The 24,321-nt window shown below is 35.1% G+C and carries 21 protein-coding genes and 2 pseudogenes; 21 read left to right on the plus strand and 2 right to left on the minus strand.

Features of this window, described 5'->3' with window-relative positions:
• The first annotated feature begins 7 nt into the window (after positions 1 to 7).
• From fdh3B to IP358_RS03680, 8 genes and pseudogenes are all read left to right on the plus strand, one after another.
• Positions 8 to 637 (plus strand): formate dehydrogenase FDH3 subunit beta, encoded by a 630-nt coding sequence (gene fdh3B / locus IP358_RS03645; RefSeq protein ID WP_006803191.1) that lies wholly within the window; start codon positions 8 to 10, stop codon positions 635 to 637.
• Between the two features lie 10 nt (positions 638 to 647).
• Positions 648 to 1,601, plus strand: coding sequence for a formate dehydrogenase subunit gamma (locus IP358_RS03650; protein WP_006803190.1), 954 nt, complete (start codon positions 648 to 650; stop codon positions 1,599 to 1,601).
• Positions 1,601 to 2,389, plus strand: a complete 789-nt coding sequence (fdhD, locus tag IP358_RS03655) for a formate dehydrogenase accessory sulfurtransferase FdhD (RefSeq protein ID WP_006803189.1) — start codon at positions 1,601 to 1,603, stop codon at positions 2,387 to 2,389. The genes IP358_RS03650 and fdhD overlap by 1 nt, the downstream gene beginning before the upstream one ends.
• Positions 2,390 to 2,754: 365 nt before the next feature.
• A pseudogene (locus IP358_RS03660) lies at positions 2,755 to 3,381 on the plus strand (Cache 3/Cache 2 fusion domain-containing protein); the annotation flags it as partial.
• Positions 3,382 to 4,134: 753 nt separating this feature from the next.
• Positions 4,135 to 4,575, plus strand: a complete 441-nt coding sequence (locus tag IP358_RS03665; protein WP_370522961.1) for a methyl-accepting chemotaxis protein — start codon at positions 4,135 to 4,137, stop codon at positions 4,573 to 4,575.
• A gap of 119 nt (positions 4,576 to 4,694) precedes the next feature.
• Entirely contained in the window at positions 4,695 to 6,065 is a 1,371-nt protein-coding gene (locus IP358_RS03670; protein ID WP_006803187.1) for an SLC13 family permease, read from the plus strand.
• Between the two features lie 81 nt (positions 6,066 to 6,146).
• Positions 6,147 to 6,242 (plus strand): annotated as a pseudogene (locus IP358_RS03675) (adenine-specific methyltransferase EcoRI family protein); the annotation flags it as partial.
• 72 nt (positions 6,243 to 6,314) lie between these two features.
• Positions 6,315 to 6,632, plus strand: a complete 318-nt coding sequence (locus IP358_RS03680; RefSeq protein WP_006803186.1) for a hypothetical protein — start codon at positions 6,315 to 6,317, stop codon at positions 6,630 to 6,632.
• A gap of 32 nt (positions 6,633 to 6,664) precedes the next feature.
• On the opposite strand, the gene lepA is transcribed toward IP358_RS03680, so the two are convergent.
• Positions 6,665 to 8,455, minus strand: a complete 1,791-nt coding sequence (gene lepA, locus IP358_RS03685) for a translation elongation factor 4 (protein WP_006803185.1) — start codon at positions 8,453 to 8,455, stop codon at positions 6,665 to 6,667.
• 120 nt (positions 8,456 to 8,575) lie between these two features.
• On the opposite strand from lepA, the gene sppA reads away from it, so the two are divergent.
• Positions 8,576 to 9,457 carry a signal peptide peptidase SppA gene (sppA, locus tag IP358_RS03690; protein WP_006803184.1) on the plus strand — a complete coding sequence of 294 codons (882 nt, stop codon included), beginning with the start codon at positions 8,576 to 8,578 and terminating at the stop codon, positions 9,455 to 9,457.
• 10 nt (positions 9,458 to 9,467) lie between these two features.
• The gene (gene purU / locus IP358_RS03695; RefSeq protein ID WP_006803183.1) at positions 9,468 to 10,298 is read left to right on the plus strand and encodes a formyltetrahydrofolate deformylase; all 831 of its coding nucleotides are present in this window, start codon (positions 9,468 to 9,470) and stop codon (positions 10,296 to 10,298) included.
• 3 nt (positions 10,299 to 10,301) lie between these two features.
• Here the strand turns inward: purU and IP358_RS03700 are convergent, their stop codons facing one another.
• A complete protein-coding gene (locus IP358_RS03700) occupies positions 10,302 to 11,036 on the minus strand; it encodes a M48 family metallopeptidase (RefSeq protein ID WP_006803182.1) in 735 nt (244 codons plus the stop codon).
• Positions 11,037 to 11,157: 121 nt separating this feature from the next.
• On the opposite strand from IP358_RS03700, the gene IP358_RS03705 reads away from it, so the two are divergent.
• The 11 genes from IP358_RS03705 (at position 11,158) to IP358_RS03755 (ending at position 24,316) form a co-directional block, all read left to right on the plus strand.
• A complete protein-coding gene (locus tag IP358_RS03705; RefSeq protein ID WP_006803181.1) occupies positions 11,158 to 12,579 on the plus strand; it encodes an NAD-dependent succinate-semialdehyde dehydrogenase in 1,422 nt (473 codons plus the stop codon).
• Between the two features lie 70 nt (positions 12,580 to 12,649).
• Entirely contained in the window at positions 12,650 to 13,132 is a 483-nt protein-coding gene (locus IP358_RS03710; protein WP_040498863.1) for a YqhA family protein, read from the plus strand.
• A 9-nt stretch (positions 13,133 to 13,141) separates the two neighbouring features.
• Positions 13,142 to 13,687: a LolA-like outer membrane lipoprotein chaperone gene (gene lolA, locus IP358_RS03715; protein ID WP_006803179.1), complete on the plus strand. Its 546-nt coding sequence runs from the start codon at positions 13,142 to 13,144 to the stop codon at positions 13,685 to 13,687.
• A 121-nt stretch (positions 13,688 to 13,808) separates the two neighbouring features.
• A complete protein-coding gene (locus tag IP358_RS03720) occupies positions 13,809 to 15,092 on the plus strand; it encodes a citrate synthase (RefSeq protein ID WP_006803178.1) in 1,284 nt (427 codons plus the stop codon).
• A gap of 73 nt (positions 15,093 to 15,165) precedes the next feature.
• Entirely contained in the window at positions 15,166 to 16,512 is a 1,347-nt protein-coding gene (locus tag IP358_RS03725) for a class II 3-deoxy-7-phosphoheptulonate synthase (RefSeq protein ID WP_006803177.1), read from the plus strand.
• Positions 16,513 to 16,678: 166 nt separating this feature from the next.
• Positions 16,679 to 17,350 carry a homeostatic response regulator transcription factor HsrA gene (gene hsrA / locus IP358_RS03730; RefSeq protein WP_006803176.1) on the plus strand — a complete coding sequence of 224 codons (672 nt, stop codon included), beginning with the start codon at positions 16,679 to 16,681 and terminating at the stop codon, positions 17,348 to 17,350.
• A gap of 4 nt (positions 17,351 to 17,354) precedes the next feature.
• Positions 17,355 to 18,392, plus strand: coding sequence for a sensor histidine kinase (locus tag IP358_RS03735; protein WP_006803175.1), 1,038 nt, complete (start codon positions 17,355 to 17,357; stop codon positions 18,390 to 18,392).
• 51 nt (positions 18,393 to 18,443) lie between these two features.
• Positions 18,444 to 19,202, plus strand: a complete 759-nt coding sequence (locus IP358_RS03740) for a hypothetical protein (RefSeq protein ID WP_040498821.1) — start codon at positions 18,444 to 18,446, stop codon at positions 19,200 to 19,202.
• 499 nt (positions 19,203 to 19,701) lie between these two features.
• Positions 19,702 to 22,275 carry an autotransporter outer membrane beta-barrel domain-containing protein gene (locus IP358_RS03745; protein ID WP_370525630.1) on the plus strand — a complete coding sequence of 858 codons (2,574 nt, stop codon included), beginning with the start codon at positions 19,702 to 19,704 and terminating at the stop codon, positions 22,273 to 22,275.
• 9 nt (positions 22,276 to 22,284) lie between these two features.
• Positions 22,285 to 22,800: a c-type cytochrome gene (locus IP358_RS03750; RefSeq protein WP_040498942.1), complete on the plus strand. Its 516-nt coding sequence runs from the start codon at positions 22,285 to 22,287 to the stop codon at positions 22,798 to 22,800.
• A 115-nt stretch (positions 22,801 to 22,915) separates the two neighbouring features.
• A complete protein-coding gene (locus tag IP358_RS03755; RefSeq protein WP_006803173.1) occupies positions 22,916 to 24,316 on the plus strand; it encodes an alanine/glycine:cation symporter family protein in 1,401 nt (466 codons plus the stop codon).
• Positions 24,317 to 24,321: the final 5 nt, after the last annotated feature.

The following is a 24,321-nucleotide window of genomic DNA, read 5'->3' on the forward strand; positions in this document are numbered from 1 at the left end:
GCAGTAAATGAGCAATACAATTCCTACAAATCTTGAAAACTTTTCAAGAATTAAATTTTATTGTGATACTAATCGTTGTATTGAATGCCATGGTTGCGATGTTGCTTGCAAGGAAGCACATCATTTACCAGTTGGCGTGAATCGCCGTAGAGTTGTTCTTTTAAATGAAGGACAAGTTGGAAAAGAAAGTGCTGTTTCTGTGGCTTGTATGCATTGTGCTGATGCACCTTGTGCGCAAGTGTGTCCGGTAGATTGTTTCTATATTCGTGCAGATGGTATCGTTCTTCATGATAAGAAAACTTGCATTGGTTGTGGATATTGTTTGTATGCGTGCCCATTTGGTGCGCCACAATTCCCTAAAAATGGAGTTTTTGAGAGTCGTGGAGCAATGGATAAATGTACATTCTGTGCTGGTGGTCCTGAAGAAACAAATAGTGAAGAAGAATATAAACTTTATGGACAAAACAGGATTGCAGAAGGTAAGGTTCCTATGTGTGCAAGTATGTGCTCAACAAAAGCACTTTTAGCAGGAAGTAGTGAAGAGGTTTCTAATATCATTACACATCGTGCAACAATGCGTGGAGAAAATATTCCAAATGCCGTTCCAAATGTGTGGAAAACAGCATATGGAAACTAAGGGGGATTCTATGAGAAATTTGTTGAAATTCTTTAGAATCTTTATTTTTATTACCTTTGCGGGTGTTCTTGCATTTGCAGCAAATCCTAGTGTGCCGCAAGAGGGTGGTAAGCAATATGCTGAAGTGATTAAAGGAAATAACGCTTTGCTTTCAAAGGAGGATTTGGCTAATCCTTATCTTTATGGTGGTCCTGAGGTTGAAGCGATTAAAGCTTGGGGTGTTGGTTCTCCCAATGCTAGTGGATTTGGAGAAATCTTTACTCTTTTGCAAGGGCATTATTTTGCAACTATTTTTGCGATTTTAATTGTGCTTGTGCCTTTGGCATTTTTAGGGCATTTTGTGATTGTGGGACAAAAGAAGTTTGCACATGGAAAAAAGATCCGCGTGTTTTCTGGTTACAATATTTTTGTGCATTGGGCAGCTGCGATTCCATTTGTATTAATTTGTCTAACAGGGCTTGTAATGGTCTTTGGTGATAAACTAGGTGGTGGGGCGTTTGTGCGTTTTGCGCGAGATATACACGGAATTGCAACGATTTTATTTGTGATTTTTGGCGTGTTAATGTTCTTGATGTGGGTAAAAGATGCACTCCCTAAAGCTTATGATGTTCAATGGCTTATGATTATGGGTGGATATTTGAGCAAAGAGAAAAAGCCTGTGCCTGCTGGCAAATTCAATGCTGGACAAAAAATGTGGTTTTGGGTTTGCACTATTGGCGGTTTTGTAATGGCAATTTCTGGGGCTTATATGTTCTTTCAATTTGCAGATATTGATACATTACGCCTAATGGCATTAGTGCATAATATTTTAGGATTTTTAATTATTGCATTGCTTATCACACATATTTATATGGCAGTATTTGCTATTGAGGGTGCTTTGCATTCTATCATTGATGGAAATATGGGTGAAGAAGAGATTGCTATTTTGCATAGCTATTATTATAAAGAGCTAACTAACGCATAATGGAATCTTTTTTTAAAGCATTGCAAATTGAAAAAATCTCCCCTTCTGGTTTTTTAGAAGGGGAGAGCGTTGAAGATTGTGTGGTTGCAGAAGAGCGCATCGCTTTTTATCTAAATGGACAAAAATTGCTTTCAGTTATGAGTATCCCGAGGGAACAGGATTTTCATTTTGTTGGGTTTTTGATAAGTGAAGGTGTGATTAGTGATATTACGCAAATTAAGAGTTTAGAGATTGCAAAAGACGGCAAAAGTGTGTCTATGGAAGCTAGTATTCACACAGAAAATTTACAGAATCTCTTTAGAGAAAAAACACTCACTTCAGGTTGTTGTGTAGGTGTAGCTGGAAATTTAGAAGGACATATTGTAGAGCGATTTGTGGAATCTAATATTAAACTTGCTCCAAAGGAGCTTTTTAGACACTTAAGGGAATTTGAGACTCCAAGTTCTTTGTTTAGTAAAACAGGTTGTGTGCATAAGGCAATGTTAGTTTTAGGGGATACAATTTTAATAAGCGAAGATATAGGGAGACATAATGCTATTGATAAGGTTATGGGAAAGGCGTGTATGCAAGGGCTTAATGCCAAGGAATGTGTGCTTTATGTGAGCGGAAGATTATCGCTTGAAATGGTGATTAAGGCAGTTATGCACAATATCCCTATTGTGATTTCAAAAGCAGCTGCTACGCTAATGGGGGTAAGAGCTGCACAGGAAACAGGTGTTACGCTTATTGGGTTTGCTAGAGGAGAGATGGCAAATATTTACACACATAGTGGAAGAATACAAGTATAAGTTTAAATTTTTTATAAATATTTTAAATAAATTGACTTTCAAAAAAAAAAAAAAAAACAATATAATTATCCATAATTTTTATTCTTGTTTTTAAGGGGACTTCAATGGTTAAAAATACCACAACTCCATCATTTGGTTGGAGAAATTTTTCTTTAGGGCAAAAATTTGCAAGTATTCAGATTTTGATTTCTATTGTTTTGCTTGCAGCTTTTTTGGTTATTTATCACTATGTAATGAGTGGTTTTACTGATACACAGCTAAATCAGAGACTTAAGTCAAATAATATGATTGTTAATAACTTTTTGTTAGAAAAGGTTGCCGATGATACAAGTAGTTTGTCAGGTATTTTAAAAGCGAATTTATCAATGCACTTTGGAGAGATTAAACCACAAAGTTTTGTAATACAAGGACAAACAACGCTTTTTAAAGATTCCATACAGATGTCTGTTCCAAACCTTACATTAAATGGTGTAGAAATGGCAAATAACTTTCTTGCTATTGATGAGTTTTCAGTGCTTACAAATGCAGAAGCAACAATTTTTGTTAGAACAATCAATGGGGATTTTATCAGAGTGTCCACTTCTTTAAAAAATGCTAAAGGAGAACGATTAATTGGAACGAAGATTGACGCAACACACCCAGCACATAGTCAAGTTTTAAAAAATGAAAGTTTTTATGGCAGGGTGGAATTGTTTGGTGAGGATTATGTATCTGTGTATGAGCCTATTTCTAATGCTAACAATGAAGTTGTTGGAATCTTATTTGTAGCTTATAAGATTGATCGCGTTTATAATCTTATTTACTCAAGTATGAATGATGTAAAAGTCGGCAAAAATGGCTCTATTGTTATTTTGGATAAAAAGCTTAATCGGTTTATTTTAGGGTTTGGAGAAAAGAAAAATAATTTTGCTTTTTATTCTGATTTAAAAGAATCTGGAATTGTGGATTTTTCTTATAATAATGGTGTTTATCGTTCATTTTATAATTATAATCAGCCTTTAGATATTTATGTGATTACGCAATCCTTAAAGCAGGATTTTACAGAAGCCAACATGACTTTGGAGAAAATTTCAATGGGAATGATTATTGTGCTTTTGGTGAGTATAATTCTTGCTTCATTTTTAGCCATTAAAGGAATTGTGATTGCAAGGTTACAAGTGCTTTCTAGTTTTTTAACAAATTTTTTTAAATATCTAAACTACGAGATAAAAACTCCACCAAACCTTGTTTCGCCAAAAGCAAATGATGAAATAGGGAATATGGCAAAAGAAATCAACACAAATATCCAAAACATTGAAGCAGGGCTCAAACAAGACTCCCTAGCCATTGCACAATCTGCACAAACAGCAAAAGCAGTAGAAAGTGGAGATTTAACAGCTAGGATTATAGAAAATCCTCATAATCCACAATTAATAGAATTAAAAAATGTGCTCAATAATATGCTAGATGTTCTACAAGAAAAAGTAGGCTCTAATATGAATGAAATCCATAGAGTCTTTGAATCTTATAAATCCTTAGATTTCACAACAGAAGTGCAAAATGCTAAAGGAAGTGTAGAGGTTACTACAAATATTTTAGGTGAAGAGATTAGAAAAATGCTAGCTTCTTCTGAAAGCTATGCAAAAGAATTAGTAGAACAAACAGATGTTTTACAAGAATCTATGAATAAACTCTTAGATGGTAGCTCATCTCAAGCAAGCTCACTTCAACAATCAGCAGCAGCTATTGAAGAGATTAGCTCATCAATGCAAAATGTTAATGATAAAACTACAGAAGTAGCAAGACAAGCAGAAGATATTAAAAACATTGTAGGAGTCATTAAAGATATTGCAGATCAAACAAACTTGCTTGCTCTTAATGCTGCTATTGAAGCAGCAAGAGCAGGTGAGCACGGAAGAGGCTTTGCAGTTGTAGCAGATGAAGTAAGAAAACTAGCAGAGAGAACAGGAAAATCACTTAATGAAATTGAAGCTAATGTTAATGTGCTAGTGCAAGGTGTTAATGATATGAGTGAATCTATTAAAGAGCAAACTCAAGGTGTCAGTCAAATCAATGAAGCTATTGCTCAATTAGAATCTGTTACACAAGATAATGTAAGTGTTGCAAATCACACTAGTGATATTTCAACAAATGTTAATAAGATTGCAGATGATATTTTAGGAGATGTGAATAAGAAGAGGTTTTAGGGGAGTAAGCTTAGAAGTGATTTGATTTTAACGGAGAGATATTGTAGAATCTTAACTTTGTTTCTAGTCGTTTAAAAAACGCATTAGAATCCTAAAATAAGGATGGGTTAAAGATTTTTATGCTTAAGCGTGCATTAATAATTTTAGCATCGGATATTTGTTTGTTTATAACTCTTTATTCTCTTTTACCTTATGAACGCAGTGAGAATTTGGGGATTTGCCTTTTGGTTTTTGTTGGAATTTTGTGGCTAACAGAAGCTATACATGTGAGCCTAACGGCACTTTTAGTTCCTGTGCTATCTGTTCTTTTAGGCTTGCAAAACACAAGCTCCGCACTTAGTACCTTTGCAAATCCTATTATTTTTCTTTTTTTTGGTGGATTTGCACTTGCAACTGCATTGCATATTCAAGGCATCGATAAACTTATTGCTCAAAAGTTAATTGTCCTTGCAAAAGGTAAAGTAAAAATTGCTGTTTTTATGCTCTTTGTCGTAACTGCGTTACTTTCAATGTGGATTAGCAATACCGCAACAGCTGCAATTATGCTTCCCCTAGGACTTGGAGTTTTAAAAAATTTTAGCGCGCAAGAGGATAGGCAAACTTTCGTCTTTGTGTTGCTTGGGATTGCATATAGTGCCAGTATTGGAGGGTTTGGCACTTTAGTCGGAAGTCCACCAAATGCAATTGCTGCTTCATCGCTTGGGATTGGGTTTTTAGAATGGATGAAACTTGGAATCCCTTTTATGCTTGTGATGTTTCCTAGTTGTTTATTTATTTTGTATCTTGCAATAAAGCCAAATTTAGATGAAAATTTTTCTATGCAATTTGAAAAAATGGAGTGGAATCCACATAAAACAATAACAATTTTTATTTTTGCTTTAATGGCATTTGCGTGGATTTTTAGTGGGCAAATTAGCTCTTGGTTGGGTGGAATCCAAGATATTGATGCAATGATTGCTTTGATTGGAGCTGTGGCTATTGGGTTAAGTGGTGTTGCCTCTTGGCAAGAGATTCAAAAAAACACAGATTGGGGGGTTTTGTTTTTGTTTGGTGGGGGATTGGCACTTGGTGGGATTATCAAGGATTCAGGTGCTAGTGCTGTGATGGCAAACACTATTGCAAATGCTCTTGGAATGGGAGATTTTGGAGTTAGCACTTTGGGGTTTGGGAGCTGGATATTAGTTATTGCAGTGCTTGCTATTTTTATTATTTTGCTTACAGAATTTACAAGTAATACGGCAAGTGCGAGTCTTTTGATTCCGGTTTTTGCATCTTTAAGCGTTGCGCTTAATATGCCAGATTCTATTTTAACGCTTGTAATAGGCTTTGGAGCAAGTTGCGCTTTTATGCTTCCTGTGGCAACTCCGCCAAATGCAATAGTCTTTGGGACAGGCTATATTAAGCAAAGCGAGATGATAAAAGCTGGATTTTGGTTAGGAGTATTTTCTGTGTTTATGCTTACGATTTTTGCTTTATTTGTGTGGGGTTAAAATAAGGAGTGCTTTTGCTAGAGTTACAGAAGAATTTAAAGAGTAAGGAATAAAGCAAAGCAAAAAGTAGCAGATAGCAATCTCTACGATGCTAAAAAGAACAAAAATGAGTTTTATACCCAATTTAGCGATATAGAAAATGAATTTCAACACTACAAGGGGCATTTTGCAAATAAGCGTTATATGAGTGATTTAAGGTTGTGCAATAAAAAGTGTTTGGAGAGTGAATCTAAGCGCTAAGGGACTTATATGCTACACGCAAAGATAAAGAATTTTTCTTATATAAAATCTTGCACAAAATCTTGGGGACAGGATTTAGTGCGATATGATTTTGATAATATCAATAACTTGCCTAGTAAATGTATTGTAAATTTTGACAATAAAAGCTTTGCTATAAGCAAGTGGATAAGCCCTAAACACACAAGATCTTATCCTTACGCTAGAGTGTATGATACTTTTAGCAGGGGCACAAATAAAGTGCTAACGATAATCCCACTAATCAAAGATGAGGGGATAAATGGCGATAGGGATTACCTGCAATGGGATAGCCTTAGCACAAAAAGCTAAAAATGCTTATATGGATATTTGAAAAGCGCGCATTAATCAATCTTTAGCACAGCTAAAAATGCTTCTTGTGGTAATGCAACTTTGCCGATAGCTTTCATTCTCTTTTTGCCTTCTTTTTGCTTTTCTAATAATTTTCTTTTACGCGTAATATCGCCACCATAACATTTTGCGGTTACATTTTTGCCCATTGATTTTACGGTTTCTCTAGCGATGATTTTATTGCCGATACTTGCTTGGATTGCCACTTCAAAAAGTTGGCGTGGGATAATCTCTTTCATTGCTTCTACAAGCTCTTTTCCGCGCTCATAGGATTTAGACTTTGGCACAATAATGCTTAGTGCATCTACAATTTCATTAGCCACACGGATATCAAGTTTGACTAAATCCCCTTCTTGATAATCTAATGGCTCATAATCAAAGCTTGCATAGCCTTTAGTGCAGGATTTTAGCTTGTCATAAAAGTCTATAACAATTTCATTGGTTGGAATCCAATATTCTAAAAGCACGCGCGTTTCTTGTAGATATTCCATTTTCTTTTGGATTCCACGCCTTTTATTAAGTAAGGTTATCATATTGCCTAAAAACTCGCTAGGAACAATGATAGTTGCACGCACATAAGGCTCTTTAATCTGTGCAATTTTCTGCTCTGGTGGAAGTTCGCTTGGGTTTTGAATATAGACAATCTCGCCATCTGTTTTTGTAACTTCATACACAACTGTGGGTGCTGTGGCGATTAAATCTAATCCAAACTCACGCTCTAAGCGTTCTTTGATTACTTCCATATGCAAAAGCCCTAAAAAGCCTATGCGGAATCCAAAGCCTAATGCCACAGAAGTTTCAGGCTCATAAGTTAAGCTAGAATCATTAAGTTTAAGCTTATCAAGTGCATCGCGCAAATCTTCAAATTTATCTGTATCAATAGGATAAATCCCAGCAAATACAAAAGGCTTTGCAGGTTCAAAGCCGGCAATGGGTTCTTTTGTTTTGTTTTTAAAATCTGTCATCGTATCACCAACGGCAATATCGGTAACATTTTTTAATCCTAAAATTACGATTCCAATTTCACCAGTTTTAATGGTTTTTGTCTTTTCTTGGCGCAATGGGTGGGGATACATAAGCCCTAAGACTTCGTGATTTTTACCACTCCCCATAATATAAAGATTCTGCCCAACAGAGATATCCCCATCTATCACACGCACAAGAGCTAATGCGCCTAGATAATTATCAAACCAAGAATCGTAAATCAAAGCTTTTGTGGGAGCGGTAGCATCGCCACTTGGAGCGGGAATTTTTTCAACAATGCTATCTAGCAATTCTTTAATACCGATATTTGCTTTAGCGCTTACTTCTAGTGCATTGGCACAATCAAGTCCTATGGTTTGCTCTATCTCATCTTTTACGCGCTGTGGATTTGCTGCGGGTAAATCAATCTTATTTAGCACAGGGATAATCTCAAGGTTATTCTCTAAGGCAATATACACATTTGCAATGGTTTGTGCTTCTACGCCTTGACTTGCATCTACAACAAGTAATGCGCCTTCACAGCTTGCAAGGGAGCGAGAAACTTCATAACTAAAATCCACATGTCCAGGCGTGTCAATAAGGTTTAAAATGTAGTTTTCGCCCTTGTAGCTGTAGTTTAATCGTACGCTTTGGGCTTTAATAGTGATTCCACGCTCTTTTTCAATCTCCATTGTATCCATAACTTGCGCGCTCATTTCTCTTGCGCTAATTGCTCCACAAGCTTGGATTAAGCAATCTGCAAGGGTAGATTTTCCGTGATCAATGTGTGCAATGATGGAAAAATTACGAATTTTTTGCATAGAATCCATTAACAAACCTTAAAAACAAAATATAAGGTGGAATCTTAACAAAAATAGACTTTAATGTTATTGAGTGTGCTATAATTTTACCTTTGTTACTATGAAATTTATGGGGAATTTATGCGTTTTTTTAATATTTTTATTAAGCCTTTAGAATTTGTTGGCAAACATTTAAAGGCATTAATTTTTTTGCTTGTTGTAGTTTTAATTTTTATGTCAAAACAAGAGAAAGTCTTAGAAGATGCAAATGTTGCTAGGATTGACTTATATGGAGCAATTTTACAGAGTGATACTTTTTTACAAGAGTTGGAATCCTTAGAGAAAAATCCGCATTTAAAAGGAATTTTGCTTGTGATTGACTCCCCAGGTGGTGCAATTGCGCCTAGTGTTGAGATCTCTGAAGCTATTAAGCGTGTTAATTTTAAAATACCGGTGGTGGCTTATGCACAAGGCGCAATGGCAAGTGGAAGTTATTTAGCGGGTGTGTGGGCAGATTCTATTGTTGCAAATCGCGGAGCAATGTTGGGTTCTATTGGTGTAATTATTAATGGTATGGATTTGAGTGAATTGGCAAAGAAAGTAGGAATTGCTCCGCAAACTATTAAGGCTGGAATTTACAAGGAAGCTGGCACGCCAATGCGCTCTTGGAATAAAGAAGAAGAAAGAATGTTAAAGGATTTAGTGCAAGAGCAATATTGGATGTTTGTAGAAGAAGTAGTAAATGCTAGAAAGCTTGATATTGCACAAGAACCAAATTTTGCGCAAGGTAGAATTTTAAGTGCGAAAAATGCGTTTGAGCTTGGACTTGTAGATAAGGTAGGAAGCATTTATGATGCGCAAATGCTACTTTTTAAAAAGGCAAATATTTTAGAGCCAAAATGGCTAAAGAAAGAAAAAGATAAAATTGAAGTGTATTTAGAAAAAATCTTTGGTGAGCAAATCTCTAATGGAATCCAAAATGGAATCCTTAAAGGTTTAGAACAATTTAGCAAAGTGCAATAAAGGGTATTAAATGAAAATGATTTTAAAAATACAAACTCCAGATAGAAAGGGCTTGATTGCGGAGATTACGCGCGTAATTTTTGACTTTAATTTAAATATTTTAACAAATGATGAGTTTGTAGATATAGAGAATAATCTCTTTTTTATGCGCTCAGAAATGCTAGGGGATTGCGATATAGATGCGCTTAAGAGAGAGATTTTAAAGTTGCTCTCCATTGAAGCTAAGGTAGAGATTTTTGAGATGAAGCGTAGAAAAATAGTGATTTTATGCACTAAGGAAAATCATTGTTTAGGAGATTTGTTGATTCGCTATGATAGTGGAGAGTTAAATGCTGATATTTTGGCGGTGATTTCAAATTATGATTCCTTAAAGCCATTGTGCCAAAAATTTGGCTTGCCTTTTGTTTGTGTTTTAAATGAGAATCTAAGTCGTGAAGCCCATGAAGAAAAGGTGTTACAAGAACTTAGAAAATATCCTTGTGATTATATTGTGCTTGCTAAATATATGCGGATTTTAAGCCCAGAATTTGTAGGAGAGTTTGAAGGAAGAATTATTAATATCCATCATAGCTTTTTGCCAGCTTTTATTGGCGCAAATCCTTATAAGCAAGCGTATGAACGAGGTGTTAAGATTATTGGCGCAACGGCGCATTTTGTAAATAACGCCTTAGATGAAGGTCCTATTATTTATCAAGATATTACAAAAGTAAATCACGCAATGGGTTGGAAAGATATGCAAAAAAGTGGGCGTGATGTGGAAAAAATAGTGCTTGCTAAGGCATTAAATCTAGCCTTAGAAGAAAAGATTTTTACCTATAATAATAAAACAATTGTGTTTTAAGGTTTATTTGCCATTTAAAATTTCTTTGATTGCCTGAATGCGTTTTGTATCGCTTGGGTGTGTAGATAAGAAGTCTGAGCCACCTTTGCTTTTTGCTGCCATTTTTTGCCAAAAAGTGATTGCTGCTTGTGTGTTATAACCTGCTTTTTGCATTAAAGTGATTCCAACTTCATCTGCCTCTAGCTCGTGAGAGCGACTAAAAGGAAGCATTACGCCAACATTGCTACCTATATTGTATGCTTGATTAAAAAGTGAAGCGTATTCTGGAGTTTGTGATTGCACAACAAGCCCCAAGATACTGCCGCCAATTTGGCGGATATTTTGCATACTCATTCTCTCTGCCCCGTGTCTTAAAATGGTGTGTGCAATCTCGTGAGAGAGAACAACAGCAAGCTCATCATCATTGCTAACAAGCTCAAGCAAACCTGTATAAACAAAGACTTTTCCTCCGGGCAAGCAAAAGGCATTAATCTGTTTATCTTCTAAAACATAAAATTCCCATTGAAAATCAGGGCGATTGGAAACATTTGCGATTTTGCTTCCAACGCGTTGTGCCATTTTAATTTGTGTGGTATTGTTGCTAATCTTAGCGCTTTTTAAAATCTCTTTAGCGCTTTGTTCTCCTAGAGAGATTTCTTGTTGATTGCTTAAGAGCATAAGTTGTGAGCGATTTGTGTAATCTGTTGAAGCGCATCCATAGAAGAAAATAAATGTTATTGCAAGTAATAAGTAGTGCATAGATTTCCTTGTAAAAATTTTGCGTATATTTTATACAAAATTTTTAAATGGAATCTAAAATTATGTGATTTTAAAAAAGATTAAGTTTAAAGTTACATAATTTCTTAAAAAAGGAGGTGTAATGGATTTATTTGCACATAAAGATATTTTAAAGGTAAAAGAAAAAAATACGATAGAAGTTAGAAATCCAGCTACACAAGAGATTTTAGCTTATATTAAAAAAACAGATAAAAATGCATTAAAAAAAATTATTTATAACGCAAGTAAAGCGCAAAAAGAATGGGCAAACATTTTAGCTGAAGAGAGAGCAGATGCGCTAATGCGTTTTTTTAATCTAATGCTAGAACATAAAGATTTTTTAGCAGAGATTATGACAAAAGAGCAGGGCAAGCCTTTAAGTGAAGCTAGGGGTGAGATTGTTTATGCAGCTTCGTTTATTAAATGGTTTGCAGAAGAGGCACGCCATATTTGTGGGGATATTATGGAATCCAAAATGCAAGGACAAAAACTAATGACTATAAAACAGCCCATTGGTGTGTGTGCGGCAATTACGCCTTGGAATTTTCCATCGGCAATGATTACACGCAAGATTGCTCCAGCATTAGCAAGCGGCTGTGCTATTATCGTAAAATCCTCTTCTTTAACACCGCTTAGTGCGTATGCGCTTGAATTGCTTGCAAAAGAAGCCAAAATTCCAAAAGGCATTTTTGTGGTGGTTAATGGTGATTCTAATGTGATTGGTGATGAATTGTGCGAGAATGAGATTGTGCGTAAATTAAGCTTCACTGGCTCAACAGAAGTTGGAGCAAAGTTGTATGCAAAGTGTGCAAAGAGTATTAAAAAGCTTAGTATGGAGCTTGGTGGGAATGCCCCTTTTATTGTCTTTGATGATGCAAATTTAAAGGAAGCAGTGCAAGGGATAATGGCTTCAAAATTTCGCAATAGCGGTCAAACTTGTGTGTGTGCAAACCGCATTTATGCACAAAGTGGAATCTATCCTAAGCTATGTGTGGAGTTAGAAAAAGCAATGCAAGAATTAAAAGTGGGGAATGGATTGGAAGAAGGTGTTAATCAAGGACCTTTAATTAGTCAAAACGCTTTAGAAAAAGTCAAAGAACACATCGCCGATGCGCTCAAAAAAGGGGCGAAACTTCTAAAAGGAGGCAAGGAACATACGCTTAGTGGAACTTACTTTGAGCCTACATTAATCTGTAATGTGGAATCTAATATGCTGGTGGCAAAGGAAGAAACTTTTGGACCGCTAGCACCGATTTTTAAATTTGAAAGTGAAGAAGAAGTTATTACTATGGCAAATGATACAGAATTTGGCTTGGCGGCGTATTTTTTCACACAAGATTATAAGCGACAATGGCGTGTTGCTGAAGCATTAGAATATGGAATGGTAGGGATTAACACAGGGTTAATTTCTAATGAAGTTGCTCCCTTTGGTGGCGTTAAACACAGCGGTTTAGGGAGAGAAGGTTCAAAATATGGATTAGAAGAATATATGGAGCTTAAATATTTATGCTTAAGCTTAACGTGAGTTTGGCTATAATTGCGCTTTGAATTTTTAAATAAAAGGTTTTTCTTTGCGAGTATTGTTTGAAAAATTGATGTGGAATGCGCGGTTGTTTATTATTTTGGCGGTGATTTTATCGCTTGTGGGTTCAATCTTGCTTTTCGTTGTGGCAAGTGTGGATATTATAAAAGCGGCAAAACAGACTTATTTATATTATATTGGAGCATTATGGGAGGGAGCAGATATTCATAATATTTTGCTAAACTCTATTATTATGGCGATTGATTTGTATCTTATTGCTGTGGTGCTTTTAATCTTTGCCTTTGGTTTGTATGAATTATTTATTAACAAAATTGAAGTTAAAGATGAGAGTCAATCTAAAGTATTAGAGATTCATACACTAGATCAACTTAAAGATAAGCTTGCAAAAGTGATTGTTATGGCGTTAATTGTTGCGTTTTTCTCAAAGGTGTTAAATATGGGAATGAAAACAACGCAAGATATGTTGTTTTTTGCGATTTCTATTTTATCGCTTGCTGTTGGGCTGTATTTCTTACACAAAGATTCCAAACATTAAGGAAGTGTGATGAAAACCTTAAAAGATTGGTTAAAAGTTGGAATCCTTTTTTGTATTTTAAGCGCAATGGCGCAAGCAAAGGATTTACAAGTAGTTCAGAGTTTTAGTGCAAACTTTGAACAAAGGGTACATTCTGCTGATAACAAAGGAAGCACACTAAAATATACAGGCACTCTAAAGGCATTAGCCCCAACTAGCGTGCTATGGAAGTATGAAACGCCTATTCCAAAAGAGATTTATATTGATAATGGCACAATGATTATCTTTGAGCCAAAGCTTCAACAGGCAATTTTCACACAATTACAAGAAAATATGGATTTGCTAAGTTTGCTTAAAAAAGCAAAAAAAATTAAAGAAAATCATTATGAAGCGGTGATTTTAGGGCAAAAATACATTCTATTGCTTAAAGATGGAATCTTAAAAGAATTGCGTTTTGTTGATGCTCTAGGCAATAAAGTAGAGATTGTTTTTACTAAGATTGTGATTAATAGCAAGATTGATGAAGGCATTTTTGAGTTTAATCCCGCTGGAGATATTGATATTATCTATCATTAAAGAGTGTGTAAAATTGGTAAAAATTTGTGAATTTTCTCTAAAAATTTAAATATTTTTTGACTTATTTGTAGAAAAGTGCGTTAGAATAGAACTTGATTCAATCTTATTTAAGGAGTCAAGTATGGGAACAATTACACTTATTAATAATGAAACAGGTGAAAAGTTTGACTTTGATTTAATTGACTGCACAAGGGGACCTAAAGCGGTTGATTTTAGTAAGTTGTTTGAGCGCACAAATATTTTTTCTTATGACCCGGGATATGGTTCAACAGCGGGTTGTGAATCTACAATTAGTTTTGTAGATGGTAAAAATGGGCGTTTGCTTTATAAGGGCTTGCCCATTGAAGAAGTAGTAGAAAAATATCGCTTCACCGATGTTGCAAAACTTTTGATTACAGGGGAAGTGCCAAAAGATGAGAAGGAATCTAAAGAGTTTGATTTGGAATTGCGTCATCGTGGGTTTTTACACGAAGGGCTAATTAATATCTTTAGCGCATTCCCAGATGGCGGACATCCTATGGCAAATCTAAGCTCCGCTGTTGCGGCACTCTCTACATTCCATTTTGATCACAATGAAATGGAAGAAGAAGATGATTATCAAACAATGGCGCGTAGAATCATCGCAAAAATCACAACTTTAGTCGCATTTTCTTATCGTAATTCTATTGGAGCACCTTTTATCTATCCAGATATTAGTAGGGATTATGTGGAAAACTTTTTGTATATGTTGCGTGCATATCCCGGAGGCAAGCTAAAATACACACTTAAGGGAGAAGAAGAGATTACCCCATTAGAAGTTGAGGCGTTAGATAAAATCTTTACACTTCACGCTGATCACGGGCAAAATGCTTCTACAACAACGGTGCGTAATGTTGCTTCCACAGGTGTGCATCCTTATGCAGCAATCTCTGCGGGCATTAACGCGCTTTGGGGACCAGCACATGGGGGAGCAAATGAAAAGGTTTTAGTTCAACTTGCAGAAATTGGCGATGTGAAAAATGTAGAGAAATTCGTAGCACGCGCAAAAGATAAAAACGATCCTTTTAGACTTATGGGCTTTGGACATCGCGTGTATAAAAGCTATGATCCACGCGCAAAGGCGATTAAAGCATTAAAAGATGAGCTTGATAAAAAAGGTATTAGAATGAATGCGCGTTTTAGTGAGATTGCTGAAAAATTAGAAGAAGTGGCATTGAGTGATGATTATTTTAAAGAGAGAAATTTGTATCCTAATGTGGATTTTTATAGTGGGATTATTTTAACAGCACTTAGGATTCCTGTGTCGCTATTTACGCCAATTTTTGTGATTGGTAGAATGCCCGGTTGGTGCGCACAAGTAATGGAACATATCAAAAATCCACACGCAAGAATTACGCGTCCAAGACAAGTTTATTTGGGTAAATAAAGCTTAAGAGGTAAAGAGTGATTTTATTTTTTATGCGATACAATGCGCGCTAATTTTTAAGTTAGGAAAGATAATGCAAGAATGGAATCCTAAAAGTTGGCGTAGCAAAGTCGCTTTACAACAGCCTATTTACAATGATTTAGAAGTGTTAAATCGCATTCAAGATAAACTTAGTAAATATCCGCCATTAGTGTTTGCTGGGGAAGCAAGATCGCTAAAAGCACACTTGGCAAAGGTTTCACGCGGGGAAGCATTTTTGCTACAAGGTGGCGATTGTGCGGAGAGTTTTGCGGATTTTAATGCAGTAAGAATTAGGGATTTGTTTAAGATTATCTTACAAATGGCAGTGGTTTTAACCTATGCTGGAGCTTGTCCGATTGTAAAAGTTGGACGCCTAGCGGGGCAGTTTGCAAAACCTAGAAGCAGTGATACAGAAACTCTTAATGGAATCACTTTACCTAGTTATCGTGGAGATATTATTAATGGCATAGAATTTAGTGCCAAAGCTAGGGAAGCTAATCCAAATAGGATTTTGCAAGCTTATCATCAATCCGCTGCTACGCTAAATTTAATCCGTGCCTTTGCGCAAGGGGGTTTAGCAGATTTAAATCAAGTGCAAAAGTGGAATCTTGATTTTGTCAATAATGCTCAAAGTGAGAGATTTTGCGAAATGGCAGATAAAATCACGCAAGCCTTAGCGTTTATGGAAGCGTGCGGAATCACAGCAAAAAATACTCCAACCTTACACGAAACGGAGTTTTTTACTTCACATGAAGCATTGCTTTTAAATTATGAAGAAGCCTTGACGCGCAAGGACCATTTGACAGGTGATTGGTATGATTGTTCAGCACATATGTTATGGATTGGAGAGCGCACACGCAATTTAGACGGAGCGCATTTGGAGTTTTTGCGTGGCGTTGGAAATCCTTTGGGGGTAAAAATTGGACCAAATGCTACAAAAGATGATATTTTAGGGATTTGTGAGATTTTAAATCCAAGCAATGAAGCAGGACGATTAAATTTTATTGTTAGAATGGGCGCAAGCACAATCCTTGATAGACTTCCAAAGCTTTTGGAATCCATTAAGAGCGAGGGTAAAGAGATTGTATGGAGCATTGATCCAATGCACGGCAATACAATAAAAGCAAGTAGCGGTTATAAAACCCGTTCTTTTGATAGTATTTTAAGTGAAGTGAAAGCATTTTTTGAAATCCACAAAAGTGTCGGCACTTATGCAGGTGGCGTGCATTTGGAGATGACAGGAGAAGATGTGACAGAGTGTGTGGGAGGAATGCAAGCAATCACGGAAGAAAATTTGGGTTGCAACTATAATACACAATGTGATCCGCGCTTAAATGCAAGCCAAGCCATTGAACTTTCCTTTTTAATCGCTGATGTTCTAAAACAAAGGCGCATTTAACTCAAGGATTCCATATTCTAAAATATGGAATCCAAAATCAAACTGCTTTGTAAAATATTAAAGGACGCTTATTATTTTTTTAATTTTTTATAAAACTTTGTTTAAAAATAGCTAAAATTATGATACAATTCTGAAATTTTTAAATCTATCGCTAAGGATAAAAGGTATGAGAATTTTGATTATTGAAGATGAAGTTAGTCTTAATAAGACTATTACAGAGGGCTTAAATGAGTTTAGTTATCAAACAGATGTTGCAGAAAACTTAAAAGATGGTGAGTATTATATTAGTATTCGTAATTATGATTTGGTGCTTGCAGATTGGATGTTACCTGATGGTAGTGGATTAGAGATTATTAATCAAGTTAAGAATAAATCTCCACGCACAGCAGTTGTGGTAATTTCTGCAAAAGATGATGCGCAAAGCGAAGTGGAAGCATTAAGAGCGGGTGCAGATGACTTTTTAGCAAAACCTTTTGATTTTAGCGTTTTAGTTGCTAGAATTGAGGCGCGTTTGCGTTTTGGCGGAACAAATCTTATTGAAATTGAAGATTTAGTAATTAATCCTGATGAAGAGAAGATTACTTATAAAGGACAAGAGATTGAGCTTAAAGGTAAGCCTTTTGAAGTATTAACACATCTTGCACGCCATAGAGATCAAATTGTTTCAAAAGAGCAATTACTAGATGCAATTTGGGAAGAGCCAGAGCTTGTAACGCCAAATGTTATTGAAGTGGCAATCAATCAAATTCGCCAAAAAATGGACAAGCCTTTAAATATCGCAACGATTGAAACAGTAAGGCGCAGAGGTTATAGATTCTGCTATCCAAAGAGCGTTTAATCTCTTGCAAAAGCTCTTTTTATATATTTGTATCGCCCTTGTGGCGGTATTTTCTACTTTTTTTTATGCGTGCTTACACATTGTAACTTATCAAAATATAGAATCCAAATTACAACAAACTATCAAACAAGATCCCTTTAATGAAAAAATTTCGCAAATTCAACAAGATATTAGCCAAGAAGTTAGGAATCTAGAAACTTTTGGTATTGTGCTAGTAGCGTTAAATTGCGCATTTTGGATTCTAATTATAACGCTATTGTGGAAAGAAAAGCAAAGATTAAAGACAACTATTGCAACTCTAAATACACTAAGTGAGCCTAGCGCATTTAAATATTTGGAGAAAAATCCCCTAGAACAAGCTTTGAAGGGATTGTTAGAGCGCATACAAGAGTATTATGAAATCCAAAAACAACTTTATAGTGGGATTGTACACGAGTTAAAAACGCCCTTAGCAGTGATTAAAGCCAAATGCGAAGTTACCTTGTTAAAACCGCGCGAAAATGTAGTTTATATCAATGCCCTAAAAGAAAATATACAAAGTGTCAATGTAGCGCAAGCTAGCATTAAGGCGTTGTTTGATTTGCAAAACTGCCAAATCCACAAAGAAAGCCCCAAAAAGCTTGTTATCCAAAACGAACTAGAGAATATCACAAGAGATTTTGCTTTGTTGCATAAAGATAGAAAGTTTGATTACAAGCTTCAAGCACAAGGCTTAGAGCTAGCAATTCAGCCATCACTTTTAAGACAGATTATTCAAAACTTTCTGCAAAATGCTTTCAAATTTACCCCAAAAGATAAGGCAGTTTCTTTAAAAAGCTATGTGGAAAATGGAATCTTAAAAATAGAAGTTTTAGATGAAGGATGTGGAATTGCCACTAATTTTGATGTTTTTGCGCCTTTTAAAAAGAATGGAGAGCAAGAGGGAATAGGGCTTGGGCTGTTTTTGGCTAAAAGGGCAGCACAGGCTCTAGGTGGAGAAATCAAACTAGAAAATCGCAAGGATACACAAGGGGCTATTGCAACTTTTACGCTTAAAATTTAGTTTCTATTTTAGGAACAGAAATTGCTACAACACTTGTATTAAGGAGTTGTTATGCAAAGGATTGTTTTAAGTGTGTTAATGCTCTCTAGTGTGGCGTTTGCTGCTCCAAAAGTGGATTTTAAAAATGCTTGTGTGCCTTTAGCGCAGTTTTCAAAGTCTCAAAAAGAAGTGCTTTTACGCTCTTATCTTGCAGGAGAGAGTGAGGGGTTTGGACTGACGCTTGCAGCCATTGCGTGGAAAGAATCTTGCGCAGGTGAGTATAAAATGAATTTTCAAGATCCAAGTGCTGGTAATTTTCACGCCTATATTCCGGGCGTGATTAATCGCTACCCACAATTAAAACAAAATGGTTTTACGCAAAATATGGTAGGCGCAATGCTTGTAGAAGATGATGAGTTTGCTGCAAAAATCGCTATTTTGGAGCTAAAGTTTTGGCAAAAAGAACATAAAGGCAATTGGAAAAATATTATTAAGTCTTACAACAAAGGTTATAGCTGGAAAAAAAGCCAAAGCGCAAATACGCAAGCTGAGAAATATTATCAAGAAGTTGCGTGGCGCATTAGAGAGTTAGAATCCTATTTTAAAGGACGGGATATAAAACAAGTAGCATTAGAGCTTCCAAAGGCGCATAAGGAATACAAAAAAGCAAAGGAACAAGACAAGCAAGAAAACTTCTATGCTTATGAGAAAGATTTAGCTTCAAATGATTTTAAGTTTTTACCCATTTATCAAGTAGGCAATGAATTTGCAGCACCTTATACACCTAAAAAAACAGTATTAAAAGACTTTGAATTGTTAGAGATTTATTGATTGCATTAATTAAAATAGAAATGTTTATTAAATTTGTTACTAAAAGTAACTTTAACTTCAAATTTACTTTACTTTAAAAATTCTAATAAATCCCTATTAAATGGAATCTGATTTTATTTCTTAGAATATTATCTTTATAAAATATAAAATTTAATAATATTATTTTATTTATTTTTTAAAAAATAAATTGTAGATTTACAAAATTTTTAAAAAAGGAGAAAGAAGATGCAATACACTTCAAAAAGAAATTTTTCTTACAATAAACTTGCTGGGTTGTTTATTGTTGGATTATCAACTCAATTATTAGCTGCGGGGGGGGGGGGCTTTTCTAGATAGCCAAAATTTAGAATCTAGTCCTACATCTACTTCAAAAACACTAAATTCTACACAAACCAAAAATACAGATCCTTTTAAAGGCGAGGGAAACAAAACAGAATTAAATGCTGGAGAAAAAATCAATCAAGATATAACTCTTAACGGGGGAGGAAATATCCCTGGTGTGCCACCAACACCTTCACCTTCACAAACATTTATTCTTTCAAAAAATGGTGAAATTTTAGGTAATATTGATATGGAAAAAGGCGTGACAGGTCTTGGAAATACTCTTGGAATAAATTTATATGGAGATAAGGCATTGATGAGCGGAAATATCAATGCAAAAGCGGGACAAGCCTTTATAGCACTTAGGGGAGGTTCTAAAATCACTGGAAATATTAATATAGGGGAAAACGGATTTACCAAATTCGTTATTACAAATAGCCCATCTATTGCTGGACAAAACCATCATAATAACCCTCCAGAAATTGGAACAAATACTATTTCTAGCAAAATAACCGTAAATAAGCTTGGAATGTTAAATATTAGAGCTGAGAATGATAAGGCTTTCAAGATTAATGGTTCTATTGATAACAATGGCGGTATTGTTAATTTGGCAAGCTATAGAAATAGATTCGTTGGTGGAACATATAAGTGTGGTGAAAACAATAATCATACTTGTATAGTTAATGGATACACAATGGAAATGCAAGATGGCTTTATATTTTCTAAAACTGGTGATTACCATTTTAAAAACACAAATGGTGGAAAAATAGGGCTTCATTCTTGGAATTTTACAGAAAGTGGTAGAATCATTATTGATACTGATGGGCAGGATAAGAGAGAAGAGAATCTTAAAAATGTAAAGTTTGGAGAGTTTAATGAGTTTCCGGATCATCCTAATTATCCAAATTTTGTGCGTCCAAAGGAAGAAGAAACAATAACAGAGATGTCAGGTGCTCAGTCCATAAAAACAGATACTAAAACTACACCTATAACCATCACCCTCTTTGGCGATGATAAAATCTTCGCTAAAGGCTCTTATGTCCAATATCTTGTTTTAACCCCTGAAGAAGAAAAAAGAATCTGTAACAATGGAAATTGTGGTGATGTTAATAAAGGCACAGGTATCTATGATAAAGACGGCAGACATAATGTAGCAGGACATTTTATTGAAGGGGGAGCAGGAGCTAATGGAGAAAGTAACTTTGCAACCTTACTCCATGAAGGAAAAGTCATTAAACTTAGTGTTGGTGGTGGAGATACTATTGCACCTGTTGTTCAAGCAGATGGTTTAATTGGTGAATTAAAAGTTAATGATGATACTCCCGGCTCCACTATTGGTTCTAATCAAATTAATGCACTAAATACTAATATGACACAAACCTTTAACACCCTTAAAGAAATCTCTACTAAAACTTTTAGAACAGAGCATACTAATCTCTCAAGCTATAATACTCTAAAAGAACAAGTAGCTTATGCTCTTTATAATCATTCTAAAAATGCTTCAAAGAATAATTCTTTAGATAACAATCCTACAAACAAGAATCTTTCTAGTAATAATTTAAAAAATCATACCAATAATAATCTCTTGAGTTATAATGCAAAGAATTCTTTAAATGATAATATAAATCTATTGGATAATACTAGTAACCCAGGTAATACAAATATTGCTAGTAATGTAAGTAATATAAATGCTTTGACAAATCCTGCAAGCAACACTTCAGGGAATAACACTTTAAGCAATGTTTCAAATAACACTAACTTAGAAGCTTATGCCACAGATGAACAAATTACTACTTATGCTACTTATGCACAAGCTGGTGCATCTGATGCTTTACTCTATGATGAAATCAATAAAGGCTATACAGATTTAGATCTCTTAAGAGCCTTAGATGATATTTTTATTAAGCAAAATAAAAAAGAAAGTGATCTTTATACTTATGCAGTGCCTTATTATAATTACATTAAAGATAAATCTTTAGGATTAGGCACCACAAAAACAAATAGTTATGGATTGCTAGCTGGAGGACAATTAAATTCTAATTATGGAGTTTATGGCTTTTATATTAATTTAGAAAACTCTAAGAGAGAAAACAACACAACAAGCACAGATACAGATAGCACAAGTTATTTAGCAGGATTAACTTATTACAATGCCTTCCATAGATTTTCTAATAAAGAACTCTATGTTAGTCTTAATACAATGCTAGGAACTACAAAGAGTGATGTCTCTATGATAGATAGTGATTCTTATAAAGATGATTTTGACTTTGATTCATTAAATTATGGAGCAGAACTAAGAGCTGGAGTTAATATTTATAATGTCTTAACTAATAGTTATTGGACACCAGAGTTAGGTTTAATCTATACAGGAATGGCAGTAGATTCTTATGAGATTAAACATACAAAGCTTACAGAATATTATGATAAAACAACAATTAATCTCTTAGAAGGGGTTGCAGGATTAAGATTCCATCACGCTTATAATCAAACTACACGCTTTAATGCAGCACTAGGAGCTAAGTTTAGACTCTATGATGATGCAAAAAGTCAAATGAAAATTGCAGGAGAGACATTAGCAAATCCTTTGTTTGCTACAAGAGATATTAAACTTCCAGATACTTCTTATTATGTGCAATTTGGTCTTGTTAAACTTCTAGGAGATAATGTAGAGTTAAGTCTAAACTATCAAGGAAACTTTGCAAAAGATATTCAAGGACATACTGCCTTTGCTAGAATTGGATATTGGTGGTAAGGAGAGAAAATGCAAAGAATAATACTAACTTTACAACAAGAGAAACAAATAAAACAAAACAAAAGTCTAAGCTATCAAATACAGCAGGCTTTACAACAAAATAAACAAAGCAAACAACAAATAAAACAAGTTAAACAAATCAACAAACAAAACAAAAAGACTTCCTATGAAGTCTTTAAAACAACACTAACTTCTTTTTTAGGATTATGTTTATTAGGAAGTTTAAATCTTGCACAAGCAAAAGACAATTTTAATCCTAGTAAAGAATATAAACAAAATTGTTCTATCTGTCATGGAGCAAATGGATTAAAAGCTCCACCTGGAGGTAGAGAAACACAACTTATTGGTGCAATGCTAAAAGATTATGTGTATCAAAGACTTATTGATTATGCAAGTGATAAAGGAGGAACACCGGGAAATAACTTTATTATGTTTGCAGTAATGGATGAATACCAATACACTAAAGAAGAAATCAAACAACTAGCAGAGTATATTACAGATTTAGGGCATAAGGAGATGGAGTAGGGGGATCTTTCTCTCTAGTTAGGAGCATTTTATAAAATTTTATTCTAAATTCTGCAATAAATCCACAATGCTTTGCTAGAATTATATCTTTAATTTTTAATGTTTAAGGATAAAAATGGAGATGTTTTATAATTTAGTAGGCGCGACAAGTGGGTTTTTATATACTTATTGGCTTGTTTTTGCTCTGATTTTATGTGGGTTGTATTTGACAATTAGGACGCGTTTTATTCAAGTTAGATTTTTAAAAGACGCATTTTTGGTGTTAAAAGAGCGTGGAAACAAGGAACATATTACGCCCTTTGGTGCGTTAATGATTTCTACGGCTTCAAGAGTTGGAATCGGAAATATCGTTGGTGTTTCTGTGGCGATTGCTGGTGGTGGTGTTGGTGCGTTATTTTGGATGTGGATTACTGCTATTGTCGGTGGAGCCAGCGCGTTTGTAGAATCTACTTTAGCGCAAGTATATAAGCGCAGAGATGGAGAACATCACTATAAAGGCGGTCCTGCATATTACATAGAGGCGGCGTTAAAATCACGCTCTCTTGGTGTTTTGTTTGCAACTTCTTTAATCTTCTGCTTTGCTTGTGGCTTTAATGGATTGCAATCTTATACACTCACTTCATCTTTTGAGATTTTTGTAGGCACTGAAGCTTATAATGATGGTTATTTGACAATTTTTGTAGGGCTTGTTTTGGCGGTTTTGGTGTCGTTTTTCTTTTTTGGTGGGGCGAAAAAATCTGCAATTATTTCATCAATTTTAGTGCCGATTATGGCGTTTGGCTATCTTGTGGTGGCATTAATTGTAGTAGGAATGAATGTAGATAAGATTCCATTAATTTTTGGAAGCGTTTTGCAAGAAGCGTTTAATTTTGAAGCGATTTTTGGTGGATTTGCCGGAAGCGCGATTGTTATAGGGATTAAGCGTGGATTATTCTCTAATGAAGCAGGTATGGGTTCTGCTCCAAATGCTGCAGCGGCGGCGCACACAAGCCACCCTGCAAAACAAGGAATGGTGCAAACGCTCTCAGTATTTATTGATACGCTAATTATTTGTTCAGCAAGTGCTTTTATGGTGCTTTGTTCTAATATTGATACAAGCAATTTACAAGGAATGGCATTGATTCAAGGTGTTATGCAAGGGCATTTAGGGACTTTTGGGCTAATGTTTGTAAGTATAGCAATTGTGCTGTTTGCCTTTACTTCTTTAATTGGGAATTACTTTTATGCAGAAGCGAACTTTAAGTTTATCACAGAAAATAAGCTTGCCTTGCAAATTTTTAGGGCTTGCGCGGTGATAATGGTGTTTATTGGCGCTCAGCTTAATTTATCGCTTGCGTGGGATTTGGCTGATGTGTTTATGGGGCTTATGGCAAGTATTAATATCGTTGTGATTTTGTTTTTAAGTAATATTGCAATCAAAGTGTTAAAAGACTATGAAGCTCAAAGAAAAGAAGGTAAAAATCCTGTATTTAAAGCCGAAAACATAGGGATTACAAATACAGAGTTTTGGAAATAGATCTT

Source organism: Helicobacter winghamensis ATCC BAA-430 (genome assembly GCF_028751035.1).
GTDB lineage: Bacteria > Campylobacterota > Campylobacteria > Campylobacterales > Helicobacteraceae > Helicobacter_D > Helicobacter_D winghamensis.

What these genes read in the sequence shown, in the direction of transcription:
- IP358_RS03710 (WP_040498863.1), top strand. Translation starts at nt 12,650, where the DNA reads ATGTGGAATGCGCGGTTGTTTATTATTTTGGCGGTGATTTTATCGCTT.
- IP358_RS03680 (WP_006803186.1), top strand. Translation starts at nt 6,315, where the DNA reads ATGCTACACGCAAAGATAAAGAATTTTTCTTATATAAAATCTTGCACA.
- fdhD (WP_006803189.1), top strand. Translation starts at nt 1,601, where the DNA reads ATGGAATCTTTTTTTAAAGCATTGCAAATTGAAAAAATCTCCCCTTCT.
- lolA (WP_006803179.1), top strand. Translation starts at nt 13,142, where the DNA reads ATGAAAACCTTAAAAGATTGGTTAAAAGTTGGAATCCTTTTTTGTATT.
- IP358_RS03665 (WP_370522961.1), top strand. Translation starts at nt 4,135, where the DNA reads ATGCAAAATGTTAATGATAAAACTACAGAAGTAGCAAGACAAGCAGAA.
- IP358_RS03720 (WP_006803178.1), top strand. Translation starts at nt 13,809, where the DNA reads ATGGGAACAATTACACTTATTAATAATGAAACAGGTGAAAAGTTTGAC.
- IP358_RS03700 (WP_006803182.1), bottom strand. Translation starts at nt 11,036, where the DNA reads ATGCACTACTTATTACTTGCAATAACATTTATTTTCTTCTATGGATGC.
- purU (WP_006803183.1), top strand. Translation starts at nt 9,468, where the DNA reads ATGAAAATGATTTTAAAAATACAAACTCCAGATAGAAAGGGCTTGATT.
- sppA (WP_006803184.1), top strand. Translation starts at nt 8,576, where the DNA reads ATGCGTTTTTTTAATATTTTTATTAAGCCTTTAGAATTTGTTGGCAAA.
- lepA (WP_006803185.1), bottom strand. Translation starts at nt 8,455, where the DNA reads ATGCAAAAAATTCGTAATTTTTCCATCATTGCACACATTGATCACGGA.
- IP358_RS03725 (WP_006803177.1), top strand. Translation starts at nt 15,166, where the DNA reads ATGCAAGAATGGAATCCTAAAAGTTGGCGTAGCAAAGTCGCTTTACAA.
- IP358_RS03650 (WP_006803190.1), top strand. Translation starts at nt 648, where the DNA reads ATGAGAAATTTGTTGAAATTCTTTAGAATCTTTATTTTTATTACCTTT.
- hsrA (WP_006803176.1), top strand. Translation starts at nt 16,679, where the DNA reads ATGAGAATTTTGATTATTGAAGATGAAGTTAGTCTTAATAAGACTATT.
- IP358_RS03670 (WP_006803187.1), top strand. Translation starts at nt 4,695, where the DNA reads ATGCTTAAGCGTGCATTAATAATTTTAGCATCGGATATTTGTTTGTTT.
- IP358_RS03705 (WP_006803181.1), top strand. Translation starts at nt 11,158, where the DNA reads ATGGATTTATTTGCACATAAAGATATTTTAAAGGTAAAAGAAAAAAAT.
- fdh3B (WP_006803191.1), top strand. Translation starts at nt 8, where the DNA reads ATGAGCAATACAATTCCTACAAATCTTGAAAACTTTTCAAGAATTAAA.
- IP358_RS03740 (WP_040498821.1), top strand. Translation starts at nt 18,444, where the DNA reads ATGCAAAGGATTGTTTTAAGTGTGTTAATGCTCTCTAGTGTGGCGTTT.
- IP358_RS03755 (WP_006803173.1), top strand. Translation starts at nt 22,916, where the DNA reads ATGGAGATGTTTTATAATTTAGTAGGCGCGACAAGTGGGTTTTTATAT.
- IP358_RS03750 (WP_040498942.1), top strand. Translation starts at nt 22,285, where the DNA reads ATGCAAAGAATAATACTAACTTTACAACAAGAGAAACAAATAAAACAA.